28 protein-coding genes are annotated in these 25158 nt (G+C 34.3%); 18 read left to right on the plus strand and 10 right to left on the minus strand.

Annotated features, from left to right (window positions below; all coding sequences use genetic code 11):
- Positions 1–14: 14 nt before the first annotated feature.
- The gene (locus tag DN394_RS26205; RefSeq protein ID WP_097917567.1) at positions 15–590 is read left to right on the plus strand and encodes a histidine phosphatase family protein; all 576 of its coding nucleotides are present in this window, start codon (positions 15–17) and stop codon (positions 588–590) included.
- Between the two features lie 89 nt (positions 591–679).
- Positions 680–1051, plus strand: a complete 372-nt coding sequence (locus DN394_RS26210; RefSeq protein ID WP_046959012.1) for a hypothetical protein — start codon at positions 680–682, stop codon at positions 1049–1051.
- Positions 1052–1149: 98 nt separating this feature from the next.
- Here DN394_RS26210 and DN394_RS26215 read toward each other — a convergent pair whose 3' ends face one another.
- Both DN394_RS26215 and DN394_RS26220 read right to left on the minus strand, forming a co-directional pair.
- Positions 1150–1479, minus strand: a complete 330-nt coding sequence (locus tag DN394_RS26215) for a DUF3147 family protein (RefSeq protein WP_000545644.1) — start codon at positions 1477–1479, stop codon at positions 1150–1152.
- The gene (locus DN394_RS26220) at positions 1463–1873 is read right to left on the minus strand and encodes a MarR family winged helix-turn-helix transcriptional regulator (protein ID WP_000651933.1); all 411 of its coding nucleotides are present in this window, start codon (positions 1871–1873) and stop codon (positions 1463–1465) included. Before DN394_RS26220 ends, DN394_RS26215 begins: the two co-directional genes overlap by 17 nt.
- A 124-nt stretch (positions 1874–1997) precedes the next feature.
- Here DN394_RS26220 and DN394_RS26225 point away from each other — a divergent pair, with 124 nt between their 5' ends.
- Complete coding sequence (locus DN394_RS26225; RefSeq protein ID WP_002007354.1) at positions 1998–2825, plus strand: PP2C family serine/threonine-protein phosphatase; 828 nt, start codon at positions 1998–2000, stop codon at positions 2823–2825.
- Positions 2826–2867: 42 nt separating this feature from the next.
- Here the strand turns inward: DN394_RS26225 and asnB are convergent, their stop codons facing one another.
- Positions 2868–4691 carry an asparagine synthase (glutamine-hydrolyzing) gene (asnB, locus tag DN394_RS26230; RefSeq protein ID WP_149294387.1) on the minus strand — a complete coding sequence of 608 codons (1824 nt, stop codon included), beginning with the start codon at positions 4689–4691 and terminating at the stop codon, positions 2868–2870.
- Between the two features lie 418 nt (positions 4692–5109).
- Between asnB and DN394_RS26235 the strand changes: the two genes are divergently transcribed.
- Both DN394_RS26235 and DN394_RS26240 read left to right on the plus strand, forming a co-directional pair.
- The gene (locus DN394_RS26235) at positions 5110–5676 is read left to right on the plus strand and encodes a sigma-70 family RNA polymerase sigma factor (RefSeq protein WP_000840023.1); all 567 of its coding nucleotides are present in this window, start codon (positions 5110–5112) and stop codon (positions 5674–5676) included.
- Positions 5673–6818 carry a DUF4179 domain-containing protein gene (locus DN394_RS26240; protein ID WP_149294388.1) on the plus strand — a complete coding sequence of 382 codons (1146 nt, stop codon included), beginning with the start codon at positions 5673–5675 and terminating at the stop codon, positions 6816–6818. Before DN394_RS26235 ends, DN394_RS26240 begins: the two co-directional genes overlap by 4 nt.
- Before the next feature lie 40 nt (positions 6819–6858).
- Here the strand turns inward: DN394_RS26240 and DN394_RS26245 are convergent, their stop codons facing one another.
- Positions 6859–7932, minus strand: coding sequence for a WD40/YVTN/BNR-like repeat-containing protein (locus tag DN394_RS26245; protein ID WP_098084379.1), 1074 nt, complete (start codon positions 7930–7932; stop codon positions 6859–6861).
- A 212-nt stretch (positions 7933–8144) separates the two neighbouring features.
- Here DN394_RS26245 and DN394_RS26250 point away from each other — a divergent pair, with 212 nt between their 5' ends.
- Positions 8145–9044 carry a cation diffusion facilitator family transporter gene (locus DN394_RS26250; RefSeq protein WP_097917572.1) on the plus strand — a complete coding sequence of 300 codons (900 nt, stop codon included), beginning with the start codon at positions 8145–8147 and terminating at the stop codon, positions 9042–9044.
- A gap of 193 nt (positions 9045–9237) precedes the next feature.
- Positions 9238–9408 (plus strand): Fur-regulated basic protein FbpA, encoded by a 171-nt coding sequence (gene fbpA / locus DN394_RS26255; RefSeq protein WP_149294389.1) that lies wholly within the window; start codon positions 9238–9240, stop codon positions 9406–9408.
- Positions 9409–9464: 56 nt separating this feature from the next.
- On the opposite strand, the gene DN394_RS26260 is transcribed toward fbpA, so the two are convergent.
- Positions 9465–10136 carry a GntR family transcriptional regulator gene (locus DN394_RS26260; RefSeq protein WP_002096738.1) on the minus strand — a complete coding sequence of 224 codons (672 nt, stop codon included), beginning with the start codon at positions 10134–10136 and terminating at the stop codon, positions 9465–9467.
- Between the two features lie 16 nt (positions 10137–10152).
- The gene (locus tag DN394_RS26265) at positions 10153–11118 is read right to left on the minus strand and encodes a DMT family transporter (RefSeq protein ID WP_097917573.1); all 966 of its coding nucleotides are present in this window, start codon (positions 11116–11118) and stop codon (positions 10153–10155) included.
- A 255-nt stretch (positions 11119–11373) separates the two neighbouring features.
- Here DN394_RS26265 and DN394_RS26270 point away from each other — a divergent pair, with 255 nt between their 5' ends.
- The 3 genes from DN394_RS26270 to fumC all read left to right on the plus strand — a co-directional run bounded on the left by DN394_RS26270 (position 11374) and on the right by fumC (position 15274).
- Positions 11374–12033, plus strand: coding sequence for a class I SAM-dependent methyltransferase (locus DN394_RS26270; RefSeq protein ID WP_000119206.1), 660 nt, complete (start codon positions 11374–11376; stop codon positions 12031–12033).
- 324 nt (positions 12034–12357) lie between these two features.
- Entirely contained in the window at positions 12358–13761 is a 1404-nt protein-coding gene (gene nhaC / locus DN394_RS26275; protein ID WP_000843981.1) for a Na+/H+ antiporter NhaC, read from the plus strand.
- Positions 13762–13885: 124 nt separating this feature from the next.
- Positions 13886–15274 carry a class II fumarate hydratase gene (fumC, locus tag DN394_RS26280; RefSeq protein ID WP_098092837.1) on the plus strand — a complete coding sequence of 463 codons (1389 nt, stop codon included), beginning with the start codon at positions 13886–13888 and terminating at the stop codon, positions 15272–15274.
- Positions 15275–15368: 94 nt separating this feature from the next.
- On the opposite strand, the gene DN394_RS26285 is transcribed toward fumC, so the two are convergent.
- Positions 15369–15791: a PH domain-containing protein gene (locus DN394_RS26285; protein ID WP_046959026.1), complete on the minus strand. Its 423-nt coding sequence runs from the start codon at positions 15789–15791 to the stop codon at positions 15369–15371.
- A gap of 360 nt (positions 15792–16151) precedes the next feature.
- Entirely contained in the window at positions 16152–16937 is a 786-nt protein-coding gene (locus DN394_RS26290; RefSeq protein WP_149294407.1) for an MBL fold metallo-hydrolase, read from the minus strand.
- 224 nt (positions 16938–17161) lie between these two features.
- Here DN394_RS26290 and DN394_RS26295 point away from each other — a divergent pair, with 224 nt between their 5' ends.
- Positions 17162–17926: a DUF2087 domain-containing protein gene (locus DN394_RS26295; RefSeq protein ID WP_097917575.1), complete on the plus strand. Its 765-nt coding sequence runs from the start codon at positions 17162–17164 to the stop codon at positions 17924–17926.
- 99 nt (positions 17927–18025) lie between these two features.
- Positions 18026–19435, plus strand: coding sequence for an MATE family efflux transporter (locus tag DN394_RS26300; RefSeq protein WP_000804151.1), 1410 nt, complete (start codon positions 18026–18028; stop codon positions 19433–19435).
- A gap of 56 nt (positions 19436–19491) precedes the next feature.
- Here the strand turns inward: DN394_RS26300 and DN394_RS26305 are convergent, their stop codons facing one another.
- Positions 19492–20190, minus strand: a complete 699-nt coding sequence (locus tag DN394_RS26305; protein WP_149294390.1) for a peptidase E — start codon at positions 20188–20190, stop codon at positions 19492–19494.
- 489 nt (positions 20191–20679) lie between these two features.
- Between DN394_RS26305 and DN394_RS26310 the strand changes: the two genes are divergently transcribed.
- From DN394_RS26310 to DN394_RS26335, 6 genes are all read left to right on the plus strand, one after another.
- Positions 20680–21078: a DUF3942 family protein gene (locus DN394_RS26310; RefSeq protein WP_002108594.1), complete on the plus strand. Its 399-nt coding sequence runs from the start codon at positions 20680–20682 to the stop codon at positions 21076–21078.
- A 107-nt stretch (positions 21079–21185) separates the two neighbouring features.
- Positions 21186–21602: a BlaI/MecI/CopY family transcriptional regulator gene (locus tag DN394_RS26315; protein ID WP_000495071.1), complete on the plus strand. Its 417-nt coding sequence runs from the start codon at positions 21186–21188 to the stop codon at positions 21600–21602.
- Between the two features lies 1 nt (position 21603).
- Positions 21604–22416, plus strand: coding sequence for a M56 family metallopeptidase (locus DN394_RS26320; protein WP_149294391.1), 813 nt, complete (start codon positions 21604–21606; stop codon positions 22414–22416).
- A 54-nt stretch (positions 22417–22470) separates the two neighbouring features.
- On the plus strand, positions 22471–23184 hold the full coding sequence (gene ccdA, locus DN394_RS26325; RefSeq protein ID WP_149294392.1) for a cytochrome c-type biogenesis protein CcdA: 714 nt from the start codon (positions 22471–22473) through the stop codon (positions 23182–23184).
- An 18-nt stretch (positions 23185–23202) separates the two neighbouring features.
- A complete protein-coding gene (locus DN394_RS26330; RefSeq protein ID WP_097917578.1) occupies positions 23203–23757 on the plus strand; it encodes a TlpA family protein disulfide reductase in 555 nt (184 codons plus the stop codon).
- Positions 23758–23775: 18 nt separating this feature from the next.
- Positions 23776–24456 carry a prolipoprotein diacylglyceryl transferase family protein gene (locus tag DN394_RS26335; RefSeq protein ID WP_149294393.1) on the plus strand — a complete coding sequence of 227 codons (681 nt, stop codon included), beginning with the start codon at positions 23776–23778 and terminating at the stop codon, positions 24454–24456.
- 53 nt (positions 24457–24509) lie between these two features.
- On the opposite strand, the gene DN394_RS26340 is transcribed toward DN394_RS26335, so the two are convergent.
- Complete coding sequence (locus tag DN394_RS26340; RefSeq protein ID WP_098954024.1) at positions 24510–25055, minus strand: helix-turn-helix domain-containing protein; 546 nt, start codon at positions 25053–25055, stop codon at positions 24510–24512.
- Between the last annotated feature and the right edge of the window lie 103 nt (positions 25056–25158).

Consider the following 25158-nt stretch of genomic DNA (forward strand, 5'->3'; position numbering starts at 1 on the left):
AGGGGGATGAATGAATGACGACAATATATTTCGTTCGCCATGCCCATTCTACATATACAAAAGAAGAACGGGAACGGCCTTTATCTGAAAAAGGACATTGTGATGCAGAGAATGTAACACGCTTATTAAAAGATAAACATATTGATGTTGTGATTTCTAGTCCGTACAAAAGGGCAATGCAAACTGTGCAAGGAATTGCGAATACATATAATTTATCAATACAACTGGAAGAAGATTTACGGGAAAGGCTATTAAGTAAAGAACCAGTACAGGATTTTAATGATGCTCTTCAGAAGGTATGGGAAGACTGGACTTTTGCATACGAAGGCGGAGAATCAAATGATGTAGCGCAAAGACGTGCTGTAATATGTATGCAAAGTATATTAAAAAAATATAAAGGTAAGAATATTGTAATAGGTACTCATGGGAATATTATGGTATTACTAATGAATTATTTTGATTCGAAATATGATTTTCAGTTTTGGAAAACCCTTCATATGCCTGACGTGTATAAATTAACTTTTGATAATAATTGTTTCAGTTCTGCTGAAAGAATACAGTCTACAGATTATCAGATAAATAATTTGTAAAAGTTTATCAAAAAAAGAGGAAAGGGAGAAGTTATTGTAGAAGTATGACTTTGTAACATAAAAAATATGTGTTAAAGGAGGCTGTTTACATGTTTGAGAAAGAGAAAGAAGGGCTTATTGAAGTTCAGAACGTATTTGAAATTGTACCAGCAGATGGAGCAATTATTGGTATGGCAACGGAAGAAGAAATGGAAATTGCTGCTGAACTAGAGCTGCAGTACTATGCCCATTCTCGTTTGTTAGAAGCAAATATTCAGTTAGACGGTTCCTCCTACAAAGAGTTACTTCAGGAGTTCCAGGAGTACGAAAGAAAATCAATGAGCTTTTGGCGAGCAATACATAAGCGTTTAGCTGTGCCATGGGCATGGGTATTACGTATTGACGTTGCGAATGGCCCTATATATGTAAGTAATGGGAATTCGTATTATGAAGAAATCGATGATGAAGAAGATTATGAATAGATAAGTAAGGAAGCAGCGTTAGTTGCTTCCTTTTTTTATTTGCAAGGAGTGAATTGCTTCAATACCTCTACAAATTTATAAATAATAAACCCTCCTAACTAAGCTTGAAATAATTTTTGACAAGCAAAAACGATACACCAAACACCTATACCAAACAGGACAGATGTACTAAGTGAAAATGAGTTTTTCAGACCAATATAGACGATAAATAGTAGTAGTGCGGATGCAGGAAATCCATATAATACACCTATAGCAAATTGACTTAATTCTTGTTTGTTCCCGCCTTCTAAAGAAATCCAAAATAGGCTCAGTAAACTAACGAGAGGAAGGGCAGCAATAAAGCCGCCTATCGTACTATAATGTTTAGCGACTTCAGTAATAACGCCAATAATAAGTGCAGAAACGATTACTTTAACGAGGAAATGCATATTTTGCCTCCTTCGCTAATAACGAAAAGGCTTTTTCAATTAATTGTTGTTCTTCTTTTGATAACTGTGATTCTAATATTTTTATCTTTTCTTTATCTAGTAAAGTATGCTTTTCTAATATTTCAATGCCTTCTTTCGTTAAAGTAAGGTTTACGACCCTTTCATCTTGTTTGTTTCTTTCTTTTATAATAAATCCTTTTTGAATAAGGCGCTTTACGTGTTCCGACGCTGTGTTATGAGAGAGACTAAGCTCAGTAGCCACTTTTCCAATTGTTATATCTTTCTCACGAGAAATGAGTTGTAAAATACGAATGGCTTGGTGAGAAAGGTTGTCCTCATACTCATATCGTAAGTGATAATAAATGCTCTCCCAATGTTGATTGATGTCTTTCATAATGATAAATCCTCCTATTTTTATATCGTATAGTAAGATATATTCGTGAACATAGAAATAAAATCCTTTTATTTGGATAAAAAATGTTGAAAAAGTTTATTTTTATTGAAATATAAGGTAATCTATGTGTAAAGGTATACATTTAGCAAGAGAGAGGATGATAGCTGTGAATACATTCAAATGGATGAGTCATGAACAGATGTATGTAGATGAAATACATGTTGAAAAATGTGGTCCTCTTTCAGTCGGCGTATATGGGGGAAATCAAGAGAGTGATGCATATGAACGAGGAGATGCGGTGCTTGCTTGGTGGGATCCTGAATTACAATTTGAATTTGTTATGATTTTTGATACACACCACAAAACAAAAAATATCGATTATATAATAGAAGCAATTTCAGCAAGAAAAGAGAAACTAAAAGAGTTATTTTCTTACCCGATACATTTAGCTTTTCATCATACGCATATGTACTTATTAGCGTTATTTACAGATGAATTGTTTATTGAAAAATGTGATCAAGATGATGAGGAACTTGCATGCTTAATTTGTTTGCGAAAAGGCGAATTTTTATATTGGCTATCAGTTGGTGATTGCTTCGCATATTTATTCCATTCTGAAAAAACGAAGAATGGTAAAGGGCGGTTAAATAAACGGAAGAATTACGAATATATTGGTAGGAAAAATATTTTTGCTGCAAATACACCTTGCTTTACATCAGGTGTCAGAGGATTAGAAAAAGGAATGAATCACATTGTAATGGCAACGGACGGTATTTTAGAGTGTGATAAACGAAAATTTGATGATGATCAATCTTTAGTAGAAATATTGCACGACGGAAGTTGCTTACAGATTGAGCCAGTATTAACAAATGTACTGCAGTGGAAAGGTAGAGATTGTGCCACTATTATTGGGTGGTCTATTGACACTGAAAATAAACAATGCGCTAATTAATATAAAAGGAGTTCAAGGTTTTTATCCTTGAACTCCTTTTTGTTAAGCAATATGAATATGATACGTTTTCAACCATTCATTTACTTGTAGCATATATTCCATAGCACTTCTTGCTTCAAAATTGTTAATTTCTTTATTGCTTTCATCGGCAATGGCAAGTAATGTGGAATGATTAATAAGTGAGAAAATAGGATTGTTTTTATTACTGCACAAGTCGAGTGATAAATGACGGATTGTTTGTAAATAATGTGGATCTTGTGAAGTTGGGTAAGCACTTTTTCTTCTATTGCGTACATCGTCAGGTAAAGCAGGTTGCAGTGCTCTACGTAAAATGCCTTTTTCAATATTATCAATGCTTTTTATATTGAAAGGAACGTTCCATAAATATTCAACTAATCTATAATCGCAAAACGGTACACGTACTTCAAAGCCTACAGCCATACTCATACGATCTTTACGATCAAGTAAGAACGGGAGAAATCTCGTTAAAAATAAATAAAACATTTGGCGTTGTTTCGCGGCTTTTTTACTTTCCCCTTCAAGAGTAGGTACTTCAAGAATCGCTTCTTGGAAGCGTGCATCAATATAGTTTTCTAAGTTGCATTGGTTATTTACTTCATTTAGTAGAAGAGGGGAAGTGTTTTTCCAATTTGTTAGCCAAGGAAATTTATCGACAAATAGTAAATCCTCTTGATGAAACCAAGGGTACCCACCGAATACTTCATCAGCAGATTCGCCGGATAAAGCTACAGTTGCATCTTTTTTCATTTCGCAAAATAGTAAATATAGTGAAGTTTCCATTTCGCCAGCACTCGGTAAATCTTTTGCATGGAGAGGGACGAATAAGTGATTTGCTAATTCTTCAGCATTCACAATAATGTCATGATGAGATGTCCCTACATGTTCGGAAACACGTTTTACCCAAGGAGCGTCTAAACCAGTGCGAGCAAATGTCAGCTCGAAATCTTTTGCACTATTTACAAAGTCAACGGAATACGTATGAAGTGTTTTATTTTCCGCTGCAAACTCTTTACCCGCTAGAGCAGTAATACCGCTAGAATCTAATCCTCCTGATAACATACAAACGAGAGGAACATCGGCAATTAATTGTCTTTTTACTGTATCTTGTAAAAGAGATAAAATATGTGATGATGTATCTTCAGTACAGTCTGTATGAACTTTACTTTCTAAATTCCAATATTTCTTAACTACTTTTTTATCACGTGTAAACGTTATAGAATGTCCAGCACGCACTTCTTGAATATGTTTAAAGACGCCACATCCTGGAGTTCGAAATAATCCTAATCCAAATATTTCGTTTATGCCATCTGCATCAATTTCAGCAGGGACAGATGGATGGGCTAATAGTGCTTTTATTTCGGATCCGAAAATAATACTGTCATTTCTTTCTGTATAAAAGAGTGGCTTTACGCCTAAATGATCACGTGCTAAAAATAATTGTTGCTTTTGATCATCCCATATTGCAAAGGCAAAAATACCATTTAAATGTTGTACGCAGTCTTCTTTCCATTCTAAATAAGCATGTAGTAACACCTCTGTATCCGAATGCGTTTCAAATGCATGACCACATTTTTGAAGTTGCTCTCTAAGCTCGCGGAAATTATAAATTTCTCCATTATAAGTAAGAGCATACATATAATCACCAGCACGAAATGTCTTCGGCTGTGTCCCGCCTTCTGGATCAATTACGATTAACCGACGGTGTGCAAAAGCCGCACGAGGTGAAAACCAAAATCCTTCAGCATCCGGACCGCGATGCTGGATACTATTTGCCATCTTTTCTAAAATAACATGTTCATTGGAAAGATCCTTATTCCAATTTACCCAACCTGTAATTCCACACATACACATCTCATCTCCTAGTTTAAAATGTTGAAAAGTAGATTAATGAAATAAAGTGAAACTTTAATCAGTGGTTTTTTTTCCATCGCCCACTGATTATTAGTTGAACCAATCGGGCTTTTACGGGGAGTTATCTCCCACCTAACTTCCTCGCATTCGCCCAATTTTGAGGTGGGATTTATTGCCTGTTAATGCGGGGTGAAATGTACACCAAGTTAAAGAATGACTATATAAATAGTGTACTACATGAATTAAATTGCAGACTTGAGAAAATTTTCTTGTAATACATAGTTATGTGAGACAATGGCGTAGGGAAAGTATTCCATAACATACAAAAAATAAAAAAAGATGAGAGAAAATTTTTTGTAAGACGTTATATAGGGTGTAAAAGCTTTTACAAAAAAATAAGGGGAATCGCTACATGAAATCAAATGAGAAAAATTTTATAAAAAGATTACAACGGCAAAAAGAAGATGCGCTAGAATTCGTTGTCGATACATACTTACCACTCATAAAAGGAATAACGCACAAAGTTCTTCTTCCAGTCCAAAATGATGGACTCATAGAGGAATGTGTAAATGATATATTTCTTTCCATTTGGAATAACGCAAATAAATTTCATGGAGAGCCGAGTGATTTTAAAAAATGGATAGCGGCAATTGCAAAATTTAAAGCGATTGATTATTACCGGAAAGCGACTAGAAAAGTAGAAATTATTTCAGATGAGATTCCTATCAGTACGGAAAAGTCAGCGGAAGACGAATTAATCGTTATGGAAGATAGGGAAGAATTATTGAAGCTTATTAATCAATTAGAACCGCTAGATCAAAAAGTGTTCATTATGAAATATCTTCTCGGTATGAAGACAGAAGAAATAGGAGACAAGTTAGGGTTAACTCGGGCAGCGATCGATAATCGTGTGTACCGTGGGAAAAAGAAACTACAACAAAATGCTACGAAAATTAGTTTTGGAGGTAGTGCAATATGAAAGACATTTATGAACTATTAAATGATATTGATATAGATGAAAAAGAACTTGAGGAAATTGAGGCTTCTGAAATTGAAAAAGAAAAAGTGAAACGTAATGTAAAACAATCGATACGTACGAAGAAAAAGATGAAAAATTGGAAAAAAGGTGTCGCTGTTGCATCTATTTTAGTAGGATTATCAGTTGCAACGCTTGGTATCGGATTTCCTACATATGCAGGGGGATTGCCAATTGTAGGTGATATATTCCGATTTTTAGATAATGGTAGAACAGGGGTATATGAAAATTATAAAGCGGACGCAGAGAAGAAAACGGGGCTTCATAATGATTATCAACAATACGCCACAGTACTAAATATGACAAAAGAAAGAAATGGAATTAAGATAACGATTAATAATGCGATTTTCGATGGTAAGACAGTATTAATAAACTATTCTATAGAAAGTAACAGAGATTTAGGCAAAAATCCAAGTACGTTGGATTTTTTAACTATTAAAGGAGCAGGTGCCCAATCAGGAAGCAATGAAATTATTAAGGTCGCTGATAGGAAATATAAAGGTTTAATAAAAACAAGTAGTGATCTAGTTAGTAATAAAGGAACTACAGTGAATGTTGAATGGAGTATACAAAGTATAAACATTTTAGAAACAGAAGAAGAGATAAAAGGAGCTTGGAATTTTAATATTAATCTAAAAGGAATAGAAAATAAAGAGCAATTGATTAGAGGTAGTGCAGAAAAAGATGGTGTAAAAGTTAATATGGAGAGAATGGAAATAACACCCATGTCGTTTATTCTATATTACAACCAAGAAGTAGCTCAAGAAATAAGAGGTGTATGGGATGGAGTGGATGTTGATTTAAAAGTGAGAGATGATATAGGTAATCAGTATTATGGAGAAGGAAATGGAGGCTCAGGTGAAGATCCTTATAATTTTAATTGGAGTGAAACATTCCAACAACTTAATGAGAATGCGACTAAGTTAATAATAACGCCTTACGTTAATTTAAGAATTCACACTCCTGAAAATTATGGCTCGGTAACAATAGTTGGAGGAGAAGTAAAGGAGCGTTTTGTGCCTCGAAGATTGGGAGGCAATAAGGGTATTGCGTTAGATGATATCGTAATTGACTTAAAGAAATAAAAAAGAGACTGCCTAAAACCATTAGGCAGTCTTTTTTTCGTTAAGAACTAGTAACGAGTAATGCATGTGGATGCTGCGTTTTATACTCATCTTTCCACGGAATGTTTAGTTGTTCCCACGATTCGCCGCTATCATTGGATTGAAAGACGCCATTGTTATTTAAAGTGTAAAACGTATGTGGTTCTGCTAGATTTGTAGCAAACATTGAAATGACTGTACCAATTGCAGATGGTAGACCTTGCTGCAATTGCTGGAAAGGAGTATCTTTCGTTTTCCGATAAATATAAGATTCATAAGGAATACGATGATGAGCGAGGTCAGCACTCGGTGCGGCAGAAACGAGAATTGTATCACAATCAGCCGGATCGATAGCCATGCTGTATAAATAATGGTGTTCAAGTCCTTCACTGCATGAGATCCAGCTTTTTCCGCTATTATAACTTTCAAGGTATGCGCGATCAGGTCCGCCCATAAATCCGTCACCACATGATGCATAAAGGCGATTTGGAGCTTCAGGGTGCATAAGCAATTGATGCGCATCGATAGGAGCACCGAATTTTTTATCAATCCAAGTATGCCCTCTATCATTACTTTGAATAATAGCACCAGCTTCAATTGAAACATGGATTGTATTTGGATTGTTTGGATCAACTGTAATCCAGCGAACATGATGGGTGAAAGGTCTAGGCGGAAAAGCCCACGTATAAGAAGATAATAATGATTTCATATTTTTAAGTTCAGTCCACGTTTCACCACCATTTTCAGAACGGAATAAAGCGCTCGGTTCTGTGCCGACATAAACGACGCCATAGCCGTTAACTTGTTCATTAGGACTTATCGTAATGGAAGTTATCGAAGAGTGTAAAATACCATCTTCTTTAGGGAAATCAAAGTAACGATATGAATCTCCAATCGGTTTCCACGAATCCCCGCCATCGTCGCTTAACCATAAACCTCGTCCAAATGTTCCGCAGTATACACGATTCTTTTGAAATGGATCAACAGCGATACAGGTAGGTTGCATATTTTGTAAGTGACACGCTGTTTCAAAGTGACCATATTGTTCTTTCACTACAACAAGTTCTCGCTCCATACAGAGAAATAAACGTTTCATTTTAGTAACCTCCTTAAAAATTCTTTCATTAGTAAACAATATGAAGCTGAAAAAGAAGTAGTCTTATTTTTTGTTGAGAAAAAGGACTTGTTTGAAAAATATCGAAGTGTGTAGGTAGAGGAAGCGGACGTTTATGGGCAGTTAATGGGGGATAAAGAGGGGGAGTTTGTTTCATACTAACATACAGATATTGCACTTAAAGGAGCATTCGTATGGGACATTCACATGATCACGGTCATTCTAACAATAAAAAAGCGTTACTAATTGCTTTCGTATTAACGACAAGTTTTATGATTGCTGAAGTTATTGGGGGATTTGTAACAAATAGCTTAGCACTATTATCTGACGCGGGGCATATGTTAAGTGATGCAGTATCCTTAGCGTTAAGTTTACTTGCGTTCAAGCTCGGAGAAAAAACAGCAACAACTGCGAAAACATATGGGTATAAGCGAGTCGAAATGTTAGCGGCATTATGTAACGGTGTCGTTCTTATTGTCATTTCAGTATACATTTTTATTGAAGCAATTCGCCGTTTTAAAGAGCCAGTTGAGATTGCTAGTAATGGGATGCTCATTATTGCTGTACTTGGTCTGCTTATTAATATTTTATCAGCTTGGATATTAATGAGAGGCGGAGATGTGAAGGGGAATTTGAATTTAAGAAGCGCTTTCCTACACGTATTAGGCGATCTATTAGGATCAGTCGGAGCGATTATTGCTGCGCTATTTATTAAATTTTTCGGATGGACTGTTGCAGATGCGATTGCTAGTATTCTTGTGTCTATTTTAGTCATTATTAGCGGATGGCGTGTAACACGTGATACGGTCCATATATTAATGGAAGGTGCACCCCAGCACATAAATGTTGAAGAGGTAAAAAGTACATTATTAAATATTACGGTTGTAAAAGAAGTTCATGATTTGCACATATGGTCTGTCACATCTGATTTTCAAGTATTAACTTGCCATTTGATTATTAAAGGTGATGAAACGCAAAATGTATTAAAAGAGGCTACGGATGTATTAAAGGAGAAGTTTCATGTAGAACATGTCACCATTCAAGTAGAAATAGATGGTGAATTTAATCATAGTGAGACAACTTGCAAAGTATGAAAGAAAAAGGATAAGAAAATGTGTCATAACATTTTTCGCACGGCATACATATATATAATGTGGCCACAAATACTTTGTAAGGTAAATATTTCATGAAATTACTTTACTTATAAAGAGTCATCTTTTATAATCAAAAGTGGTAATTGATAAAGATTATCATTTTCAATGATCGTGGAAAGGAGTTTTTTAAAAGATGAGTAGTCAACTCCGTTTTGCTATTGAAAATCGTAAGAGGCATTTAATTGATGAGTTAATTGGAGCAGGTGTGTTTAAAATTCGTGACCGACAATTATACGAGCTGTCTTTAGAGGAATTGGAAAAAGAGTACGAAGATATGGAAGAATATGCAGATATTCAGGCATAACTATATAGATTAGTAAAAGGTGAGCTGGTTACGATTTTCTGTAACCAGCTCTATTATTATTTCGTAGAAATTATTTTTGATATTTCTTTCATTGGACGGAGCCAGTTTTGAGACATCATTTGTTCCATTTGTTTTTCGTCCTGCTTTTGCAATGCTTGAATGATAGAGTGATGTTCTTCAATAGATTGACTTGCTGGAACAAAGTTTTGGAAAAACAAATATTCAAGGCGTAAAACGTGAAGTTGCATATTTTCTAGAAAGGGTTCAATATATTGGTTTTTAGCAATAGAAGAAATTGTATTGTGAAATTGTATATCTAGTTTTAAAGCTTGTTTTGCGTTTTTCTTCTCTATAGAGCGCTGAAAATCAGCATTTATTTCAGAAAGTAGTTTCAGATCAGCGTCTGTAATGTTTTGAAGTGCTTGCTTTCCTATAATAGAGTGAAGACCAGCCATCGTTTCATAAATGATAGGAATGTCGTCTAACTTAATAGGAGAAATTTTTGTTTTTTGCCCAGGTACCATTTCCACTAATCCAGAAAGCTCTAATATTTGAAGTGCTTCTCTTACAGGTGTTCTGCTTACTCCTAGTGCTTCAGCCAATTCCCCATCATTAATTTTTTCATCAGGTTGCAGTACACCTTCAATAATCCAATCTTGTAGTTGATTTAAAACGAGTGATTTTGCCGAAACTCTTCCTTGTTTTTTATAATTTTGAGGGATAGGCATAGTGAATTCAATCCTTTCATTGTATATTTTCTTTTTTCTCATGAACAAACTTTAATTCCGGTTTCCTTTCATCCGGTTTTTGGCTTAAGATGAGCACCATTACAATGACACAAAAAGCCCCTAATAACTGAAAAGATTGAAAGGGTACGTGTAATATAAGTACAGAAGAAATAATAGCTGCGAGTGGTTCAGTACAACCGAATAATGTCGTTTCTTTCGGAGTCAGGTATCGTATGCTGTCTAAGTATAAATAAAATGCAATCAGTGTTCCGAAAATGACGACAAATGTGATGAGCGGTAGGGTACTTAGTTTTACATATTTCATAGTCGATAATAAAATGAATTCGTTTGTAGAAATAAAGTGTAGAATCGTAACGCCAATACCCCCAATAATCATGCCCCATCCAACGATAACAGAGGAAGACCAGCTTTCTAGTAATTCCTTGGAATATAAACTATAAAAAGCAAGAGATACCCCAGATAAAATACCCCAAATAATAGCCGGTGTAGAAACAGCCAAGTTATGAACAGACCCATTTGTTAGTAAGAGAAAAGTGCCTACTAATGAAAGGGTAATGGAAATGAAATCAATTTTTGATGGCCGAACGTTCCATTTGAAAAGTAAGTATACAGTAATAAATATAGGAGCTAAATATTGCAATAATGTTGCGACGGCAGCGTTCCCTTCTTTAATAGAAGCGAAGTACGTGTACTGTACAGCAAGCATACCGAATAGGCCAAACAATATCATTTTAGTAGCATCAGATTTTTGTTTCCATATGCCGAATATTTCTTTTTTTCTCGTTCCGAATGATGAAATAAGGAGCAAGATAACGCCAGATATAAGCAATCGAATTGTAACTAACCATTCAGTAGAAACATTTTCATATTGAAAAAGTTGTTGTGCAGCTGTTCCGGACAATCCCCATAAACAAGCACCAATTACAACCATAATGATTCCTTTTAAACGATTTGGATCCATATAGTTTTTATTCTCCTTTTCTACAAATTCGTTTCGGATACAATATGCAATATATCACGAAATGAATAAAAAATAAACTGAAATTTCTGTGTTATAAGGTAGGAATTTTAGTAGTTTCAGTTATGTTTACGATACAAGTGAGGAGGTGAAATAAAGCGAGATAAAATTATAAAAATAAATCATAATCAAGAGGATAAAAAAATAAAGATAAGAGTAATTTGGTTTGTTAAAAATATGTGTAGAAGGAGAAATGTGATGAGCTGGGTTACTCATAAACCAACATTTGAATTTGATCAATACAGTCCATATATTCGTATGAATTCTGCTTGGGTGGGACATTTAAACTTCGCTTATGATTTAGTAAGATTTGAAAAGCCAGAAATATTAGTTGAGTTAGGTACACATTTAGGAGCTTCTTTTTTCAGTTTTTGCCAAGGGGTAAAAGATGAAGGGTTATCTACAAAATGCTTTGCTGTAGATACTTGGGCAGGAGATGAGCACACAGGTCCATATGGAGAAGGTGTTTTTCAAATAGTGAGTAAATTCGTGAGCACGAGTTATCCTCAAATAGGGAATTTAATTCGGTCTACTTTTGATGAGGCCGTGGATCAGTTTCAAGATGGAACGATAAATTTGTTGCATATTGATGGCTATCATACGTATGAAGCAGTTTCTCATGACTATAAAACATGGCTACCGAAACTTGCGAATAACGGTATTGTGTTATTTCATGATATTGAGGTGAAAAATCGAAACTTCGGTGTGTATAAATTTTGGGATGAGGTCAAGGCAAAGTACCCTCATTTTCAGTTTGAGCATTCCTATGGGCTCGGAGTGTTATTTCCGAAAGGCTGTAGCGATCAGTTTGTGGAAATACTTAAAAATAAAGAAGAAATACAAAATATGTATAAATAAAAGTAGAGCATGCATCATTTTAATGATGTGTGCTTTTTTGTGGAGAAAAATGGTATTCCATAAAAGGGGAGGATAATAGTAAAAAGTTTTGTTGTGGCAAATATTAAAAAAGTTATTTTTAGATTGTTCTATATAAAAATGTAACATTTTTTATATTTTCCATTGCGAAAAGTAACATCTACTTTTACAATAGAAAAGGTGTTATATTATACTGGAAAAATAAATCGAAATAATATGAAAATTTTGTTTTGTCTTCGCTAATTGTATATTACATACATGTAAGACGACACACGTCATGTTATCGACTTGTAAGGAGAGAAAAAAATGAAAAGTGTAAGATTACCATCGATGCTAGAAATCATAGTTCTTTTATTACTATTTCTTGCTGTTGTCTTTTCCTTCCAAACGATTTTTGATCTCCCAATTCAATTAGCGCTATTTATTTCATGGTTTTTAGTAATTGCGCTTGGATTAAGATTAGGATTTCGTTATCAAGAATTGCAAGATGCAATTACGAAAGGGATTTCTAACGGATTAGAAGCAATACTGATTTTAGTTGCGGTAGGTGCTTTAATTGGAACTTGGATTGCTGGTGGCGTAGTACCAACATTAATCTATTATGGATTAGAGTTTATTCACCCTAGCATATTCCTATTAGCAACATTAATTATTTGTTCGATAACTTCTATTGCGACAGGAACATCATGGGGAACAGTTGGAACAGCAGGTATTGCTATGATGGCGATTGGTGAAGGACTTGGCTTACCACTTCCGCTTGTTGCTGGTGCAGTTCTTTCAGGAGCTTATTTCGGTGACAAATTATCACCACTTTCTGATAGCACAGTTCTTGCAGCTTCTATGGCGAAAGTAGACGTTATTGCTCACGTTCGAGCTATGCTCGTATTAGATGTTCCGGCTTACATTATTACTAGCATTATGTTTACTGTAGCTGGTTGGATGTATGGCGGCGATAATGTAGATTTGAATCGAGTAGAGTTTTTAAAAGAAGCTTTATTAAAGGAATTTGATATTAAAATATGGATGCTTGTTCCGGCAGTCATTGTTATCGCTTTATTAGCGATGAAGAAACCTTCTATGCCAACAATTGCAATTGGAGCTTTAATTGGTGCAATTTGGGCAACTCTTTTCCAAGGAATGAACTTTGGAGAGGCGATTGGAACAGCGTATAACGGATTCTCAATTCAATCAGGTGTTGAGTTTGTTGACAAGTTATTAAACCGTGGTGGAATTAACGGTATGCTTGGCTCAGTAGCCGTTATTATTTTCGGTTTAGGATTTGGTGGATTACTTGAAAAACTAGGTGTTTTAAAAGTGATTGTATCAAAATTTGAGAAGAAATTAAATTCTGCAGGTAATGTAACATTGTCTACATTAATCGTAGCATTCTTAGCTAATATATTTGGTTGTGCGATGTATGTATCATTAATTTTAACACCGAAAATTATGGAAGATAGCTATGATAAATTAAAAATAGACCGACGTGTATTAGCGCGTAACTCAGAAGTAGGTGGAACGTTAACTTCTGGTATGGTCCCGTGGTCGGATAATGGTATTTTTATGGCTGGTATTTTAGGTGTAGCAACATTCTCATACGTTCCGTTTATGTGGTTAAGCTTTGTTTCATTAATTTTAGCAGTTATTTACGGATACACAGGCAAGTTCATTTGGTATGTAGATGACGTTGAAAAAGGAAAGCAAGCATCATAAAAAAATACCTTCTGCGATGGCAGGAGGTATTTTTTTTATATATACGAGTGAGAATTCTTATCATTGGGGTGAGATTCTGTTAAAATGAGAAATGTAGGTATTTTATTTTCAAGGGGATGAAAAAATGGAGTACAGAATTGAAAGAGATACAATAGGAGAAATAAAAGTTCCAGCTGATAAATTATGGGCAGCACAAACGCAACGTAGTAAAGAAAACTTCCCAATTGGAACAGAGCAAATGCCGCTTGAAATTGTAAAAGCATTTGCCATTTTAAAGAAAAGTGCAGCACTTAGTAATCAAAAATTAGGAAAGCTATCAGAAGAAAAAGCAGAAGCAATTGTGGCAGCAGCTGACGAAGTGATTGCAGGGAAATGGAATGAACATTTTCCACTTGTCGTATGGCAAACTGGTAGCGGTACACAGTCAAACATGAATGTGAATGAAGTAATTGCAAATCGAGGGAATCAAATTTTGAAAGAGAAGGAATCTGACGTACATATTCATCCGAATGATGATGTGAACATGTCTCAAAGTTCAAATGATACATTCCCAACGGCGCTTCATGTAGCATGTGTAATTGCAGTGGAAAATCACGTATTACCAGCAATTACGAAATTAAAAGAAACGCTAGCAGAAAAAGTAACTGTATTTGAACATATTATAAAAATTGGTCGTACACACTTACAAGATGCAACACCGTTAACATTAGGACAAGAAATTAGCGGATGGCACCGTATGCTTGAAAAAACAGAGCGTATGATTGCTGAGAGCAATACATATATGAAAGAGCTTGCAATTGGTGGTACTGCAGTTGGAACAGGTATTAATGCTCATCCTAAATTTGGTGAGATGGTGTCAGAGGAAATTAGCCAATTTACAGGTAAGCAATTTATTTCTGCACCAAATAAGTTCCACGCATTAACGAGCCATGATGAAGTTGTATATACGCATGGTGCATTAAAAGCATTAGCAGCTGATTTAATGAAGATTGCTAACGATGTGCGCTGGCTGGCAAGTGGTCCACGTAGTGGTCTAGGAGAAATTATTATTCCGGCAAATGAGCCAGGAAGCTCTATTATGCCAGGTAAAGTAAATCCAACGCAAAGTGAAGCGTTAACGATGGTTGTAGCGCAAGTGATGGGAAATGACGCAACAATCGGATTTGCTGCGAGTCAAGGTAATTTTGAGTTAAACGTATTTAAACCTGTTATTGCATATAACTTCTTACAATCCGCTCACTTATTAGCAGATGCAATTGTTTCATTTAATGATAATTGTGCAGTTGGCATTGAAGCAGATGAAGAAGTAATTAAAGAGAATGTGAATCGTTCATTAATGCTTGTTACAGCATTAAACCCGCATATCGGATATGAAAATGCAGCGAAAATTGCGAAGCATGCTCATAAAGAAGGGTTAACGTTAAAAGAAGCAGCACTGCAATCTGGACTACTAACAGAAGAACAATTTAATGAAATTGTCGATCCGAAAAAAATGATTGCTCCGAAAGAGTAATAAAAAAAAGCCAAGGTTCTTTGTTTAGAATCTTGGCTTTTTTGATATTTATTTTATGTCCTTCCATTTGTACTATTACAAGTGCCAACATATATTATTTGTTAGCAGGCATATTCAATACTTTCATATGTGGACAATTTTCTTTTAAGAGTGAAATGAACTTTTCTTCTTCTAGTGGTACAAAAGCAGTTACTGAGTCAAATAAATTGTGATGGATTTCTAATTGCTGTCTAGTCCATTTTTTTGAATGAAGTTTTTTACCAGAGTATTTAACGTAACGAATGTCTTCAAAAGGAATTTCAGTATGAAATATGAAACCGTGTTTTACAATAAGAGATGATGCAGTTATATTGTAGTGAGAAAAATAGAATGAAGCAAGATTCACGACATTTAGCACCATCATGAGAGTGAAAAAAATAGAATTTTCATTTTGGAAGAATAGTGAAATGAAAAAAATTATGATAAATAATGTAATAAAAATGACGTAAAATGGATTCTTTTTCGCTTTAAATTTCAAGTTAGTCACCTCGGTTTACGTGTACTCTAACTAAATTAAATCACAATATCGTAATAAGACGAAGGGATATGCAGAATTGCATATTCCTTCGTCTTATTATTCATGTAAAATTTCTTGATGGGATAAATTCAAAAGAAGTTTTGTAATAGTGGAGTGGCATGAAGTGACTTACAAGAATAGAAAGGTAGCGTTAGTCATAATTATTTGTATGATAATTGTGGGTAGTTGTGCTAATAAATTTATTGAGGATGGAAACCGAAAGCATACATTCGTACAGGTAAGTAAAGCTTTAGTAGAGGTTGTAAATAGAATATATAATGAGTAAAAGGTGTTTTCGTATACGAAAACACCTTTTTGTAGTTAAAATTGAAGGCTGAAGTTTTGGAATGTGTGAATACCAGTCCCATGTTTAATCAGCTCTTTATCATTTAAATATTGAATAGCATATTTCACTTCTTTCAATATAACAGGTGAAAGGCCGAGGGTATGATGTGAACCGAAAATTTGTTTAATAGGAAAGAGGTTTGTAATTTTATTTAGAGACTGAACTAAATCTACAGGGTTTGTCGTTGGATAAAATGCAAAAATCGTGCCTTCATACAGTAAATCTCCTGTGAATAAAAAAGCAGATTCATAATCATATAGGCAAATATGTCCTGGTGAGTGACCTGGCGTATGTATAATTTGAATCTTCCTATTTCCGATATCAATCATATCTCCATCTTGTAGTAATTTTGTTGGTGTTCCTTGAAAGGGTTTGAATGTTTCAGGTTGAAATGTTTTAGGTGTAGGTAAAGTAATATCACGGGCGATGTCGTGCCTAATTTGAGTAATAGGAAGTCCTTTTATGCCATTAATGAGCCAATCCGCCTCTAAAGCATGTACATAGATTTCTTCAAATTGTGCGTGACTACCGATATGATCCCAATGGACATGTGTTGTGACAACAATAATTGGTAAGTTTGTTAGTTGGTCAGTTATACGCTTCAGATTATCGATACCTAGTCCAGTATCGATAAGGAGTGCGGTAGTATTTCCCACAAGTAAGAAGGAATGCACTTTTTCCCAATGTCCATATTCACTAATCGCATATGTATTTCGAGCGATTTGTTTAACCGTAAACCAAGGGTCGGGCAGAATGGTCATGTTTTGTTTCACATCCTATCGTAATTCATTTATTAAATACATTCGCTTTTCTTTATTTTAAATCCTTTTTTAGTTTGTTTAATAGATTTTTTTATAAAAGTTTATAAAATGGGTAAACGGAACGTTGAAATGTTTATTTGTGTTATGTTAAGATGATGAAGTGATAATAAACGTTATTATGATTTGTTTGGCTTTAAAACAAACGTTTTGAAGGAGTGTTTAGTATGAATGATATTTCAGAGAAGTTTTGGGATGCATCGGTTGAGGAATTGAAGAAAGGGTATGTGTTTGAAGCGGAAGCAGAGGAATATATTTGTTTAGCTTGTGGAGAAGCGTTTATTAAAGGGGTTATTTATCAAGATAATCAAGTTTTGTATGAAGCAGAGAAGTTTGTGCAATTGCATGTGCAAAATGAACATACGTCTATGTTTGATTATTTATTAAACCTTGATAAAAAGTATACGGGTTTAACGGATTTGCAAAAGAAAATGGTTCAGTTTTTCCATATGGGGCTAAATGATAAAGAGATTGTAAAAGAGATGGATGGTGGAAGTACATCAACCATTCGTAATCATCGATTTACACTTCGAGAGAAAATGAAGCAAGCGAAAGTGTTTTTAGCGTTAATGGAATTATCAGAAGAAAAATCAAAAGTACAAACGAAATTTGTACCGATTCATAGAACAGCAACGATGGTAGATGATCGTTACAATATTACGGAAGAAGAAAATGAGGAAGTATTAAAAGCACACTTTACAGAAGGATTAGATGGACCGCTTTCTAAATTTCCGAAAAAGCAAAAGCGTAAATTAATTATATTACGCCATTTAGTGACGAAGTTTGATAGTAATAAAAAGTACACTGAAAAAGAAGTAAATACTGTCATAGAAAGTGTATACCCGGATTTTGTAACTTTAAGAAGATATTTAATCGAATATGGTTTTTTAGATAGAACAGCAGATGGAAGCCAATATTGGGTAAAGTTATAATAATACGGAAAAGAAAATGAATAGAGGCACATTATTATAACAACTATACAAAGAAATAGAAGTTGAAAAACAGATTTTTAATAAAAGGAGAAATGAAATTTGAAACCACCTACAGATAATAATAAAGAAGGTGCGGAGTCACATAAGTTAGAAAGTGAGAGTAAACCGATTTGGAAATCGATGTCCATGTTTTTAGTACCGTTACTATTAAGTAATGTATTACAATCGATTGGACAATTATTCGGTATGGTAGTAGTAGGAAGATGGCTTGGCGTTAATGATTTAGCGGCTATATCAGCATTCTTTCCACTATTTTTCTTACTCGTTTCATTTGTAATTGGTATTGGTTCAGGGAGTTCTATTTTAATTGGTCAGGCGTTTGGTGCTAAAAACGAAGATCGTTTAAAAGCTATCGTTGGTACGACACTGACATTTACCTTTATTATTGGAGTTGTGTTGGCGATAATAGGTAGTATTTTTGCGATGGATATTATGCGCCTAATGGGAACGCCAGAAAATATTATTGATATAAGTGTTCATTATGCACGTATTTTATTTATATCGATGCCAGTATTATTTTTATATTTTGCATACACAACATTTATGAGAGGTACAGGAGATTCTAAAACGCCATTTTACTTTTTAATTGTAAGTACAGCGCTAAATATGATCTTATTACCAATTCTTATTTTTGGATGGTTAGGAGCTCCGAAATTAGATGTGTATGGAGCAGCCTATGCTTCTGTTATATCTACAGTGATTACGTTTATTGTCATGCTAGTGTATTTAAAGAAGAAAAATCACCCACTACAATTAGATAGTACGGTAAGGAAATATCTTCGCATGGATGGGGAGTTATTAAAGCTATTGCTACGACTCGGTATTCCAGCGAGTATTAATATGATATTAGTTTCATTATCTGAAATTGCGGTCATCGCGTTTGTAAATCGTTACGGTTCAGATGCAACAGCAGCTTATGGCGTTGTGAACCAAGTTGCAAGTTATGTACAAATGCCAGCTGTTAGCCTTGGTATAACAGTTTCTATTTTTGCAGCGCAATCAATTGGTGCGAATCGATTTGATCGATTGCAAAAAGTTGTGAAGGCCGGAATTATTATGAACTACGTCATAGGTGGTGTGCTAATATCCCTTATTTACTTGTTCTCAAGAGATATTCTATCGCTATTTTTAACGAGTCAAACTACAATTGAAATTGCTCATAGCCTAGTTATGATTACGTTATGGAGTTATTTAATTTTCGGGCATGCGCAAATTATTAGTGCGACAATGCGAGCGAGTGGTACAGTATTATGGCCAACTGTTATCGGAGTTGTATCAATATGGCTTGTTGAAGTACCTGTAGCATATTACCTTTCTTACCATACAAGTCTTGGCATAGAAGGGATATGGATTGGGTACCCAGCAGCATTTATTGTCAGCTTAATATTACAGTATGCATATTATAAGCTTTCATGGCAGAAGAAACGAATTACACGACTAGTGAGTTAAATCATGCAAATGTCCCTAAGTTATTATACTTAGGGACATTTTTTGTAAGTGTATGTTTACAAATAGCTTTTTAAAGTGATATCAAAATGTTGTCTAATGAGCTTGTTATCACTCATATAAAACTCCCACGCTTTTTCAGGTTCACCGATAATTTCAAAAGATTCTTCTGTAATATATAAAGCGCAATTATCCTCTAGTGCAATTCCTTCTATATTACCTTGATGATTTTGTAAAAAGGAATGGAAGGCGTTCATTCTATTTAATTGATTATAATGTGGACAAAACCTTTTGTTAACAATCCCCCAACCGTTACACTCTATATAACCAGAACCTTCATAATCTGATCGGATACTAGATGTGAACCAACACATAGCACCAGCGCTATTGCCTGCAATGAGTGTTCCTTGTTGCAGAGCCGATAGTAATTTTTCATCGAGTTTAAGTTCTTTCCATTGTGTAAGCATGTGAATATAGTTCCCGCCACCGAGATAAATTAAATCAGCAGACTGAATCATTTCGTCTATTTCATATTTAGAAGGTGTATCAGCTATAGTACGTAAAATTTGTACTTCACAGTGTAATTGTTTTTCGAACGTGTCTAAAAATAGCTTTATATAGCTTTCATCATCATGACTAGCTGTAGGGATGAATAATACTTTTGGATACTGTTTATTTGTTAATTCTATAAGTCGCTCATTAATAGGCGAGTGATTTGAATCTTGTAAATCACCGCCACCAATGACAGCTAATTTCATAGTAAAGCACCACCTAATCATTTTTGTTATATAAAAATTCGATAGAAGAGAGTAACATTCCTTCTCTCATGTAATGAATAAGTAGAAAATATAGTTTCAGTATATCGGAATAGTAAAGGTAGTGAGAACTATATAGAAAAATGAATTTGAAACAATTTACCCCGCTATTTGCGGGCTGCCCGTAAAAGTCTGATTGGTGAGGGCTAATAATCAGTGGGGATGAACAAAACCCCCATTGATTAAAGTTTCGCTTTATCGATATATAATACTTCATACTATTGTTTCAAAATATGGAAACAATATGTTTAAATGGATATAACGAAGCATTAATTCAAATTGAATTAGTGTTTATACTTTAAAAAGGAATCGGAAATAGTAGAGATTTCACAAATCGTTTTTTACTTTTAATAGGAACTTGTATTACAATATGGTAAAATTATTTCAATATATTTATTTAATATAAAAATACAAAGAGGGAGCGTGAAAAAGGTGGATTTTCGATTTGAGTTTGCAGCGAAGGTGAAAGAATACTTAGATGATGAGAAGGATGAAAAAATAATAAAAGATGGACATAGAGATATAATTTTTCACTATTTATATGCGTTAGAGGCTGAAATTGGCGTTGTTAAAAATCCTAATTTTACTTTTTTTACATCAGGAAGACGTTCACATATCGTATTAGAAAATGTTGAATTTAAAACAGAGGTAAATGTAAAAAGTAACATCATTGAAATTACAAAAATAGTGGATAATGTCGTTATTCCTTTAGATACTATCGTAGCAAAGGATCGGGAATTATTTGCACTTGGGCGCAATGAGAAGTTTAATGTACAAATATTAGAGCAGTATCTCTTTGAGACATTTGGAGAGAAATTAGGTTTAAAATGAATGGAATGGCCTACGTATTTATAGGTAGTGAATTTTAGTATATATCATTCTTGTTTGACCTTTCATTTAATTTGTACTACAATTTGTAGTGTGAAAGGAGCCATACTATGTTTACTCAAAACTATAAGTTAAATGAGCAAGGATTAAATCACTTTTTTGGACCTCTTGAAGCAAAAATTATGGAGATTGTTTGGTCTACCGAGGGTATTACGATTAAAGAAGTGCAGCAGAAATTAAGTGAAGAATCACCTGTGAATTTTAACACTGTTATGACAGTTATGAACAGGTTAGTAGAGAAATTACACTTAGAAAAACAGACGGTGAAAAGAAGTGGCATATATCGTACTGTACAAACAAAAGAAGAATTCTTATCCAATCAAACGAAGAAGATGACACAGGAATTGATGGGGGAATTTGGAGATTTAGTTGTAAATCATATGCTAGATGAGTTAGAGCAGGCTGATCCGACTTTAATAAAAAAATTAGAAGACAAATTGAGTCAGTTAAAAAAAGAGGATCGATGAAATGAAATGGCAAATGCGTAAAATCGTATTGTTAGCAGTAATTGTTAGTACTCTCTTTTTCAGTATGTTAGTGTATTACGTTACATATCCATTTCTGTTTCAAAATAAGGCGTTCTTTCTTTCAAATTTTTGCTTGTTTCAATTAGAACAACATATGAAGGAATTATCGCTCGTTCGTATTATAATTGCTGGATTACTATTACTTACAGTACTCATAGTTTGCAAAAGAATTTGGCGACAATTTTTCTATAGTAAAAAATTACAAAAAGTACTTATCCCTTTCATCCGAAAAGGAAAACAAATATATATATTGCCGACTACGGAAGTTGCGGCATTTACAATTGGGCTATTTCGTCCGAAAGTTGTCATGTCAGAAGGGATGCTTCAAACATTTTCAGATGAAGAAATGGATGCAATTATTTTCCATGAAGAATATCATCAAACTAATCGTGATCCGTTAAAATTATTTTGTTTTACGCTATTAGCAGAAGGAATGATGTACATCCCGATATTAAAAGGGTTGTTACAGCGGTATCACACGTATCAGGAGCTAGCTGCTGATAAATATGCGATGCAAAAAATGGAATCTTCATTTGAGTTAGGTAGCGCGTTATTAAAATTAATTAAAATAAAGACAATGGAAAATCGATGTGTTACAGCTTCATTTGCAAAAACAGCAATAAATTTACGAATCGAGCAAGTGTTAAATGAAAAGGTTGTTAAGCTTACTATTCCGTTACATACGAATTCGGTATATGTAACAGCAGGTTTATTCTGTATGTCGGTTGTACTTATTATCGGAGAGTGCGTATAGCCTCTTTTTTTTAAGAATCAGCACTACTTGTTGTAGTGTTTTAGGGGGAATAAAATGAATGCAGCAGATTTAACAATTTGGCTTGTAGCTGGGGCAGGGGTATTGTCATTTATATCACCATGTTCTTTACCGCTATATCCATCTTATTTATCTTATATTACAGGTGTGTCTATTCAAGATTTAAAAGAAAATCGTGGAATTATGCAAAAATCAGCGATTATACATACCGTATTTTTTATGATCGGATTTTCGGTTATATTTTATGCGTTAGGTTTATCGGTAAGTTGGATTGGAATAACATTTTCATCTAACCAAAAATTGATTCAACAAATTGGTGGGATTTTTATTGTTTTGATGGGACTGTTTATGACAGGTTTGTTTCAACCTAAGTGGCTTATCGCAGAGAAAAAGGTACAATACAGAAGTAAATCGACTGGATATATTCGCTCGATTTTAGTCGGTATGACATATGCAGCGGGTTGGACGCCATGTGTTGGACCGATATTTTCAGCTGTACTCATGCTTGGTGCGACAAATCCGGAAGGGGCACTTCTTTATATTACCGCGTATACTCTTGGGTTTGCGGTTCCGTTTTTCGTGATGGCATTCTTTATTGGGAAGGTAAAATGGATTGTTACATATGCCAATGTCATGATGAAAATTGGTGGCGGAATGATGATTGTAACAGGGGTTTTATTGTATACAAATCAAATGACGAAAATTACCGCATTCTTTATTCGTCTATTCGGTGGATTTACAGGCTTTTAATAATGAGGAGGAAGAAAAGTGAAGAAACTAATTGCGATTATACTGGCCGGGGCACTAATTTGGGCCGGAGTTAATTTTTATAATACAAAGAAAGAAGAAAAAGAAAGAAAAGCAAAACAAGCGGAGTTACAAGAAACAGAAGTATTACCACAAGTAGGATTTAAAGCACCAAACATAACGTTAAAAGGGTTAGACGGGAAGCTGTATTCGTTAAATGATGCAAAAGGAAAACCATATCTTATTAATTTTTGGGCATCATGGTGTGGTCCATGTGAAATGGAGGCACCTGACTTAGTTCGTATGTATGATAAATATAAACAGGACGTTGAAATTTTTGCGGTGAATGCGACAATTGGGGATCCAGTACAAGAAGCGAGTGCATTTGCAGATCGTCACGGATTTAAGTTTCCTGTTTTACTAGATATGGACGGAGTAGCTGGATTAGATTATAAAGTATTTTCGTTACCAACAACATTTTTTGTTAATAAAGATGGAATTATCGTAGAGCAAGTGCGAGGCGTATTACCTCCAGATCAATTAGAAGAGAAATTTAAGAAATTAATTGAGAGTTAAAGAGGGGATTTTGTATTGATGGAGTGGATCGTGAGGTTACAACCTGTATCTATTATAATTGGAAGTCTATTTGGATTTATGTTGATGAAACGAAAGATGAAGAACGAAAGTGTACCATATGAAAAAATGATGGATGCAGTAACAAATGCATTTCTAATCATCGTATTTGTGTGGAAATTTGCACCGGCAATTATAAATCCAGTATGGGCTTTTAGGTCGCCATTGCAGGCACTATTAGCTGTAGGAAGTATGCAGCATATTATAGCAGGATGTGTAATTGCGAGTATATATATTGTTTGGAAAAGTAAAAAGGGACAATTTTCGCTTCGTATTTTACTTGATGCCTTGCCTATTGGATTATGTATGAGTATTGTTTTTTATTTTCTATTCCACCAAAAAGTAGGTGTACCAACGACATTGCCTTGGGGTGTGAAAATATACGAATCTAAATTTTTATATCACCCCATTTTTGTATACGAGATCATCCTTGCCCTTTGTATAATGGGCATGCTATGGATGAAAAATGAAAGGTTAGGAAATGGAAAGAATATAAGTGTTTTTCTAATTATTGAGGGTTTTGCTCATATCATTATTTCGCTTGTTAGTGAACAAAATTCGGTTTTATTTGGTTTATCAATACAGCAAATAATGAGCTTCTTTTTTATTAGTTTAGGGATTTTGTTGATACCGAAAAAATAAAAAGATAGCCACGTATGGAGTGTGTCCATGCGTGGCTATCTTTTTATTTTGCATTAAAAAATCGGCGGAGTAACAGAAAATAAAACAATGGCGTTTTTCTCGAATTGATTTACCCATCTATGTTTTAAATAAGCAGGTATTTTTACGCTATCACCAGCTTCTAATATGTATTCTTCTTCGTTTAAGTACAATTTGATTAACCCGTCTAATACAAATGCCAATTCTTCCCCTTTATGTTCTAGTACATTTTCTGATGAAGCCGTATTCGGTGGAACAGTCATAATTGCTGTTGCTAAATTACCTGTGAAATCAGGTGATAGCAATTCATATGATAAATTATCGACAATCATTTTTTTTCGTTTATGAGAACGTACAATTAAATCGTCTGTATTTGTATCTTCCAGTAAAAAGCTAAATGTTGGAACATCTAACGCTTTAGCGAGTACTTTTAATGTTTGAATAGAAGGGTTAGCAGACCCACGCTCAATTTGACTTAACATAGATGGTGTAATACCTGCCATCGTTGCTAGTTCTTTACTAGTTAAACCTTTTTCTTTTCTTTGCTTTTCAATCTTTTTACCAATATCTATATTTTCCATAATGAAAGGCTCCTTACTAATTATTAAATTATATTTAATTAAATTAAATTAAAATTAACTAAAGTGAATAATTTATGTTAAACTATATTAAAATTAATTTAAT

The sequence above is a fragment of the Bacillus sp. BB081 genome (assembly GCF_008368895.1).
Taxonomy (GTDB): Bacteria; Bacillota; Bacilli; order Bacillales; family Bacillaceae_G; genus Bacillus_A; species Bacillus_A wiedmannii.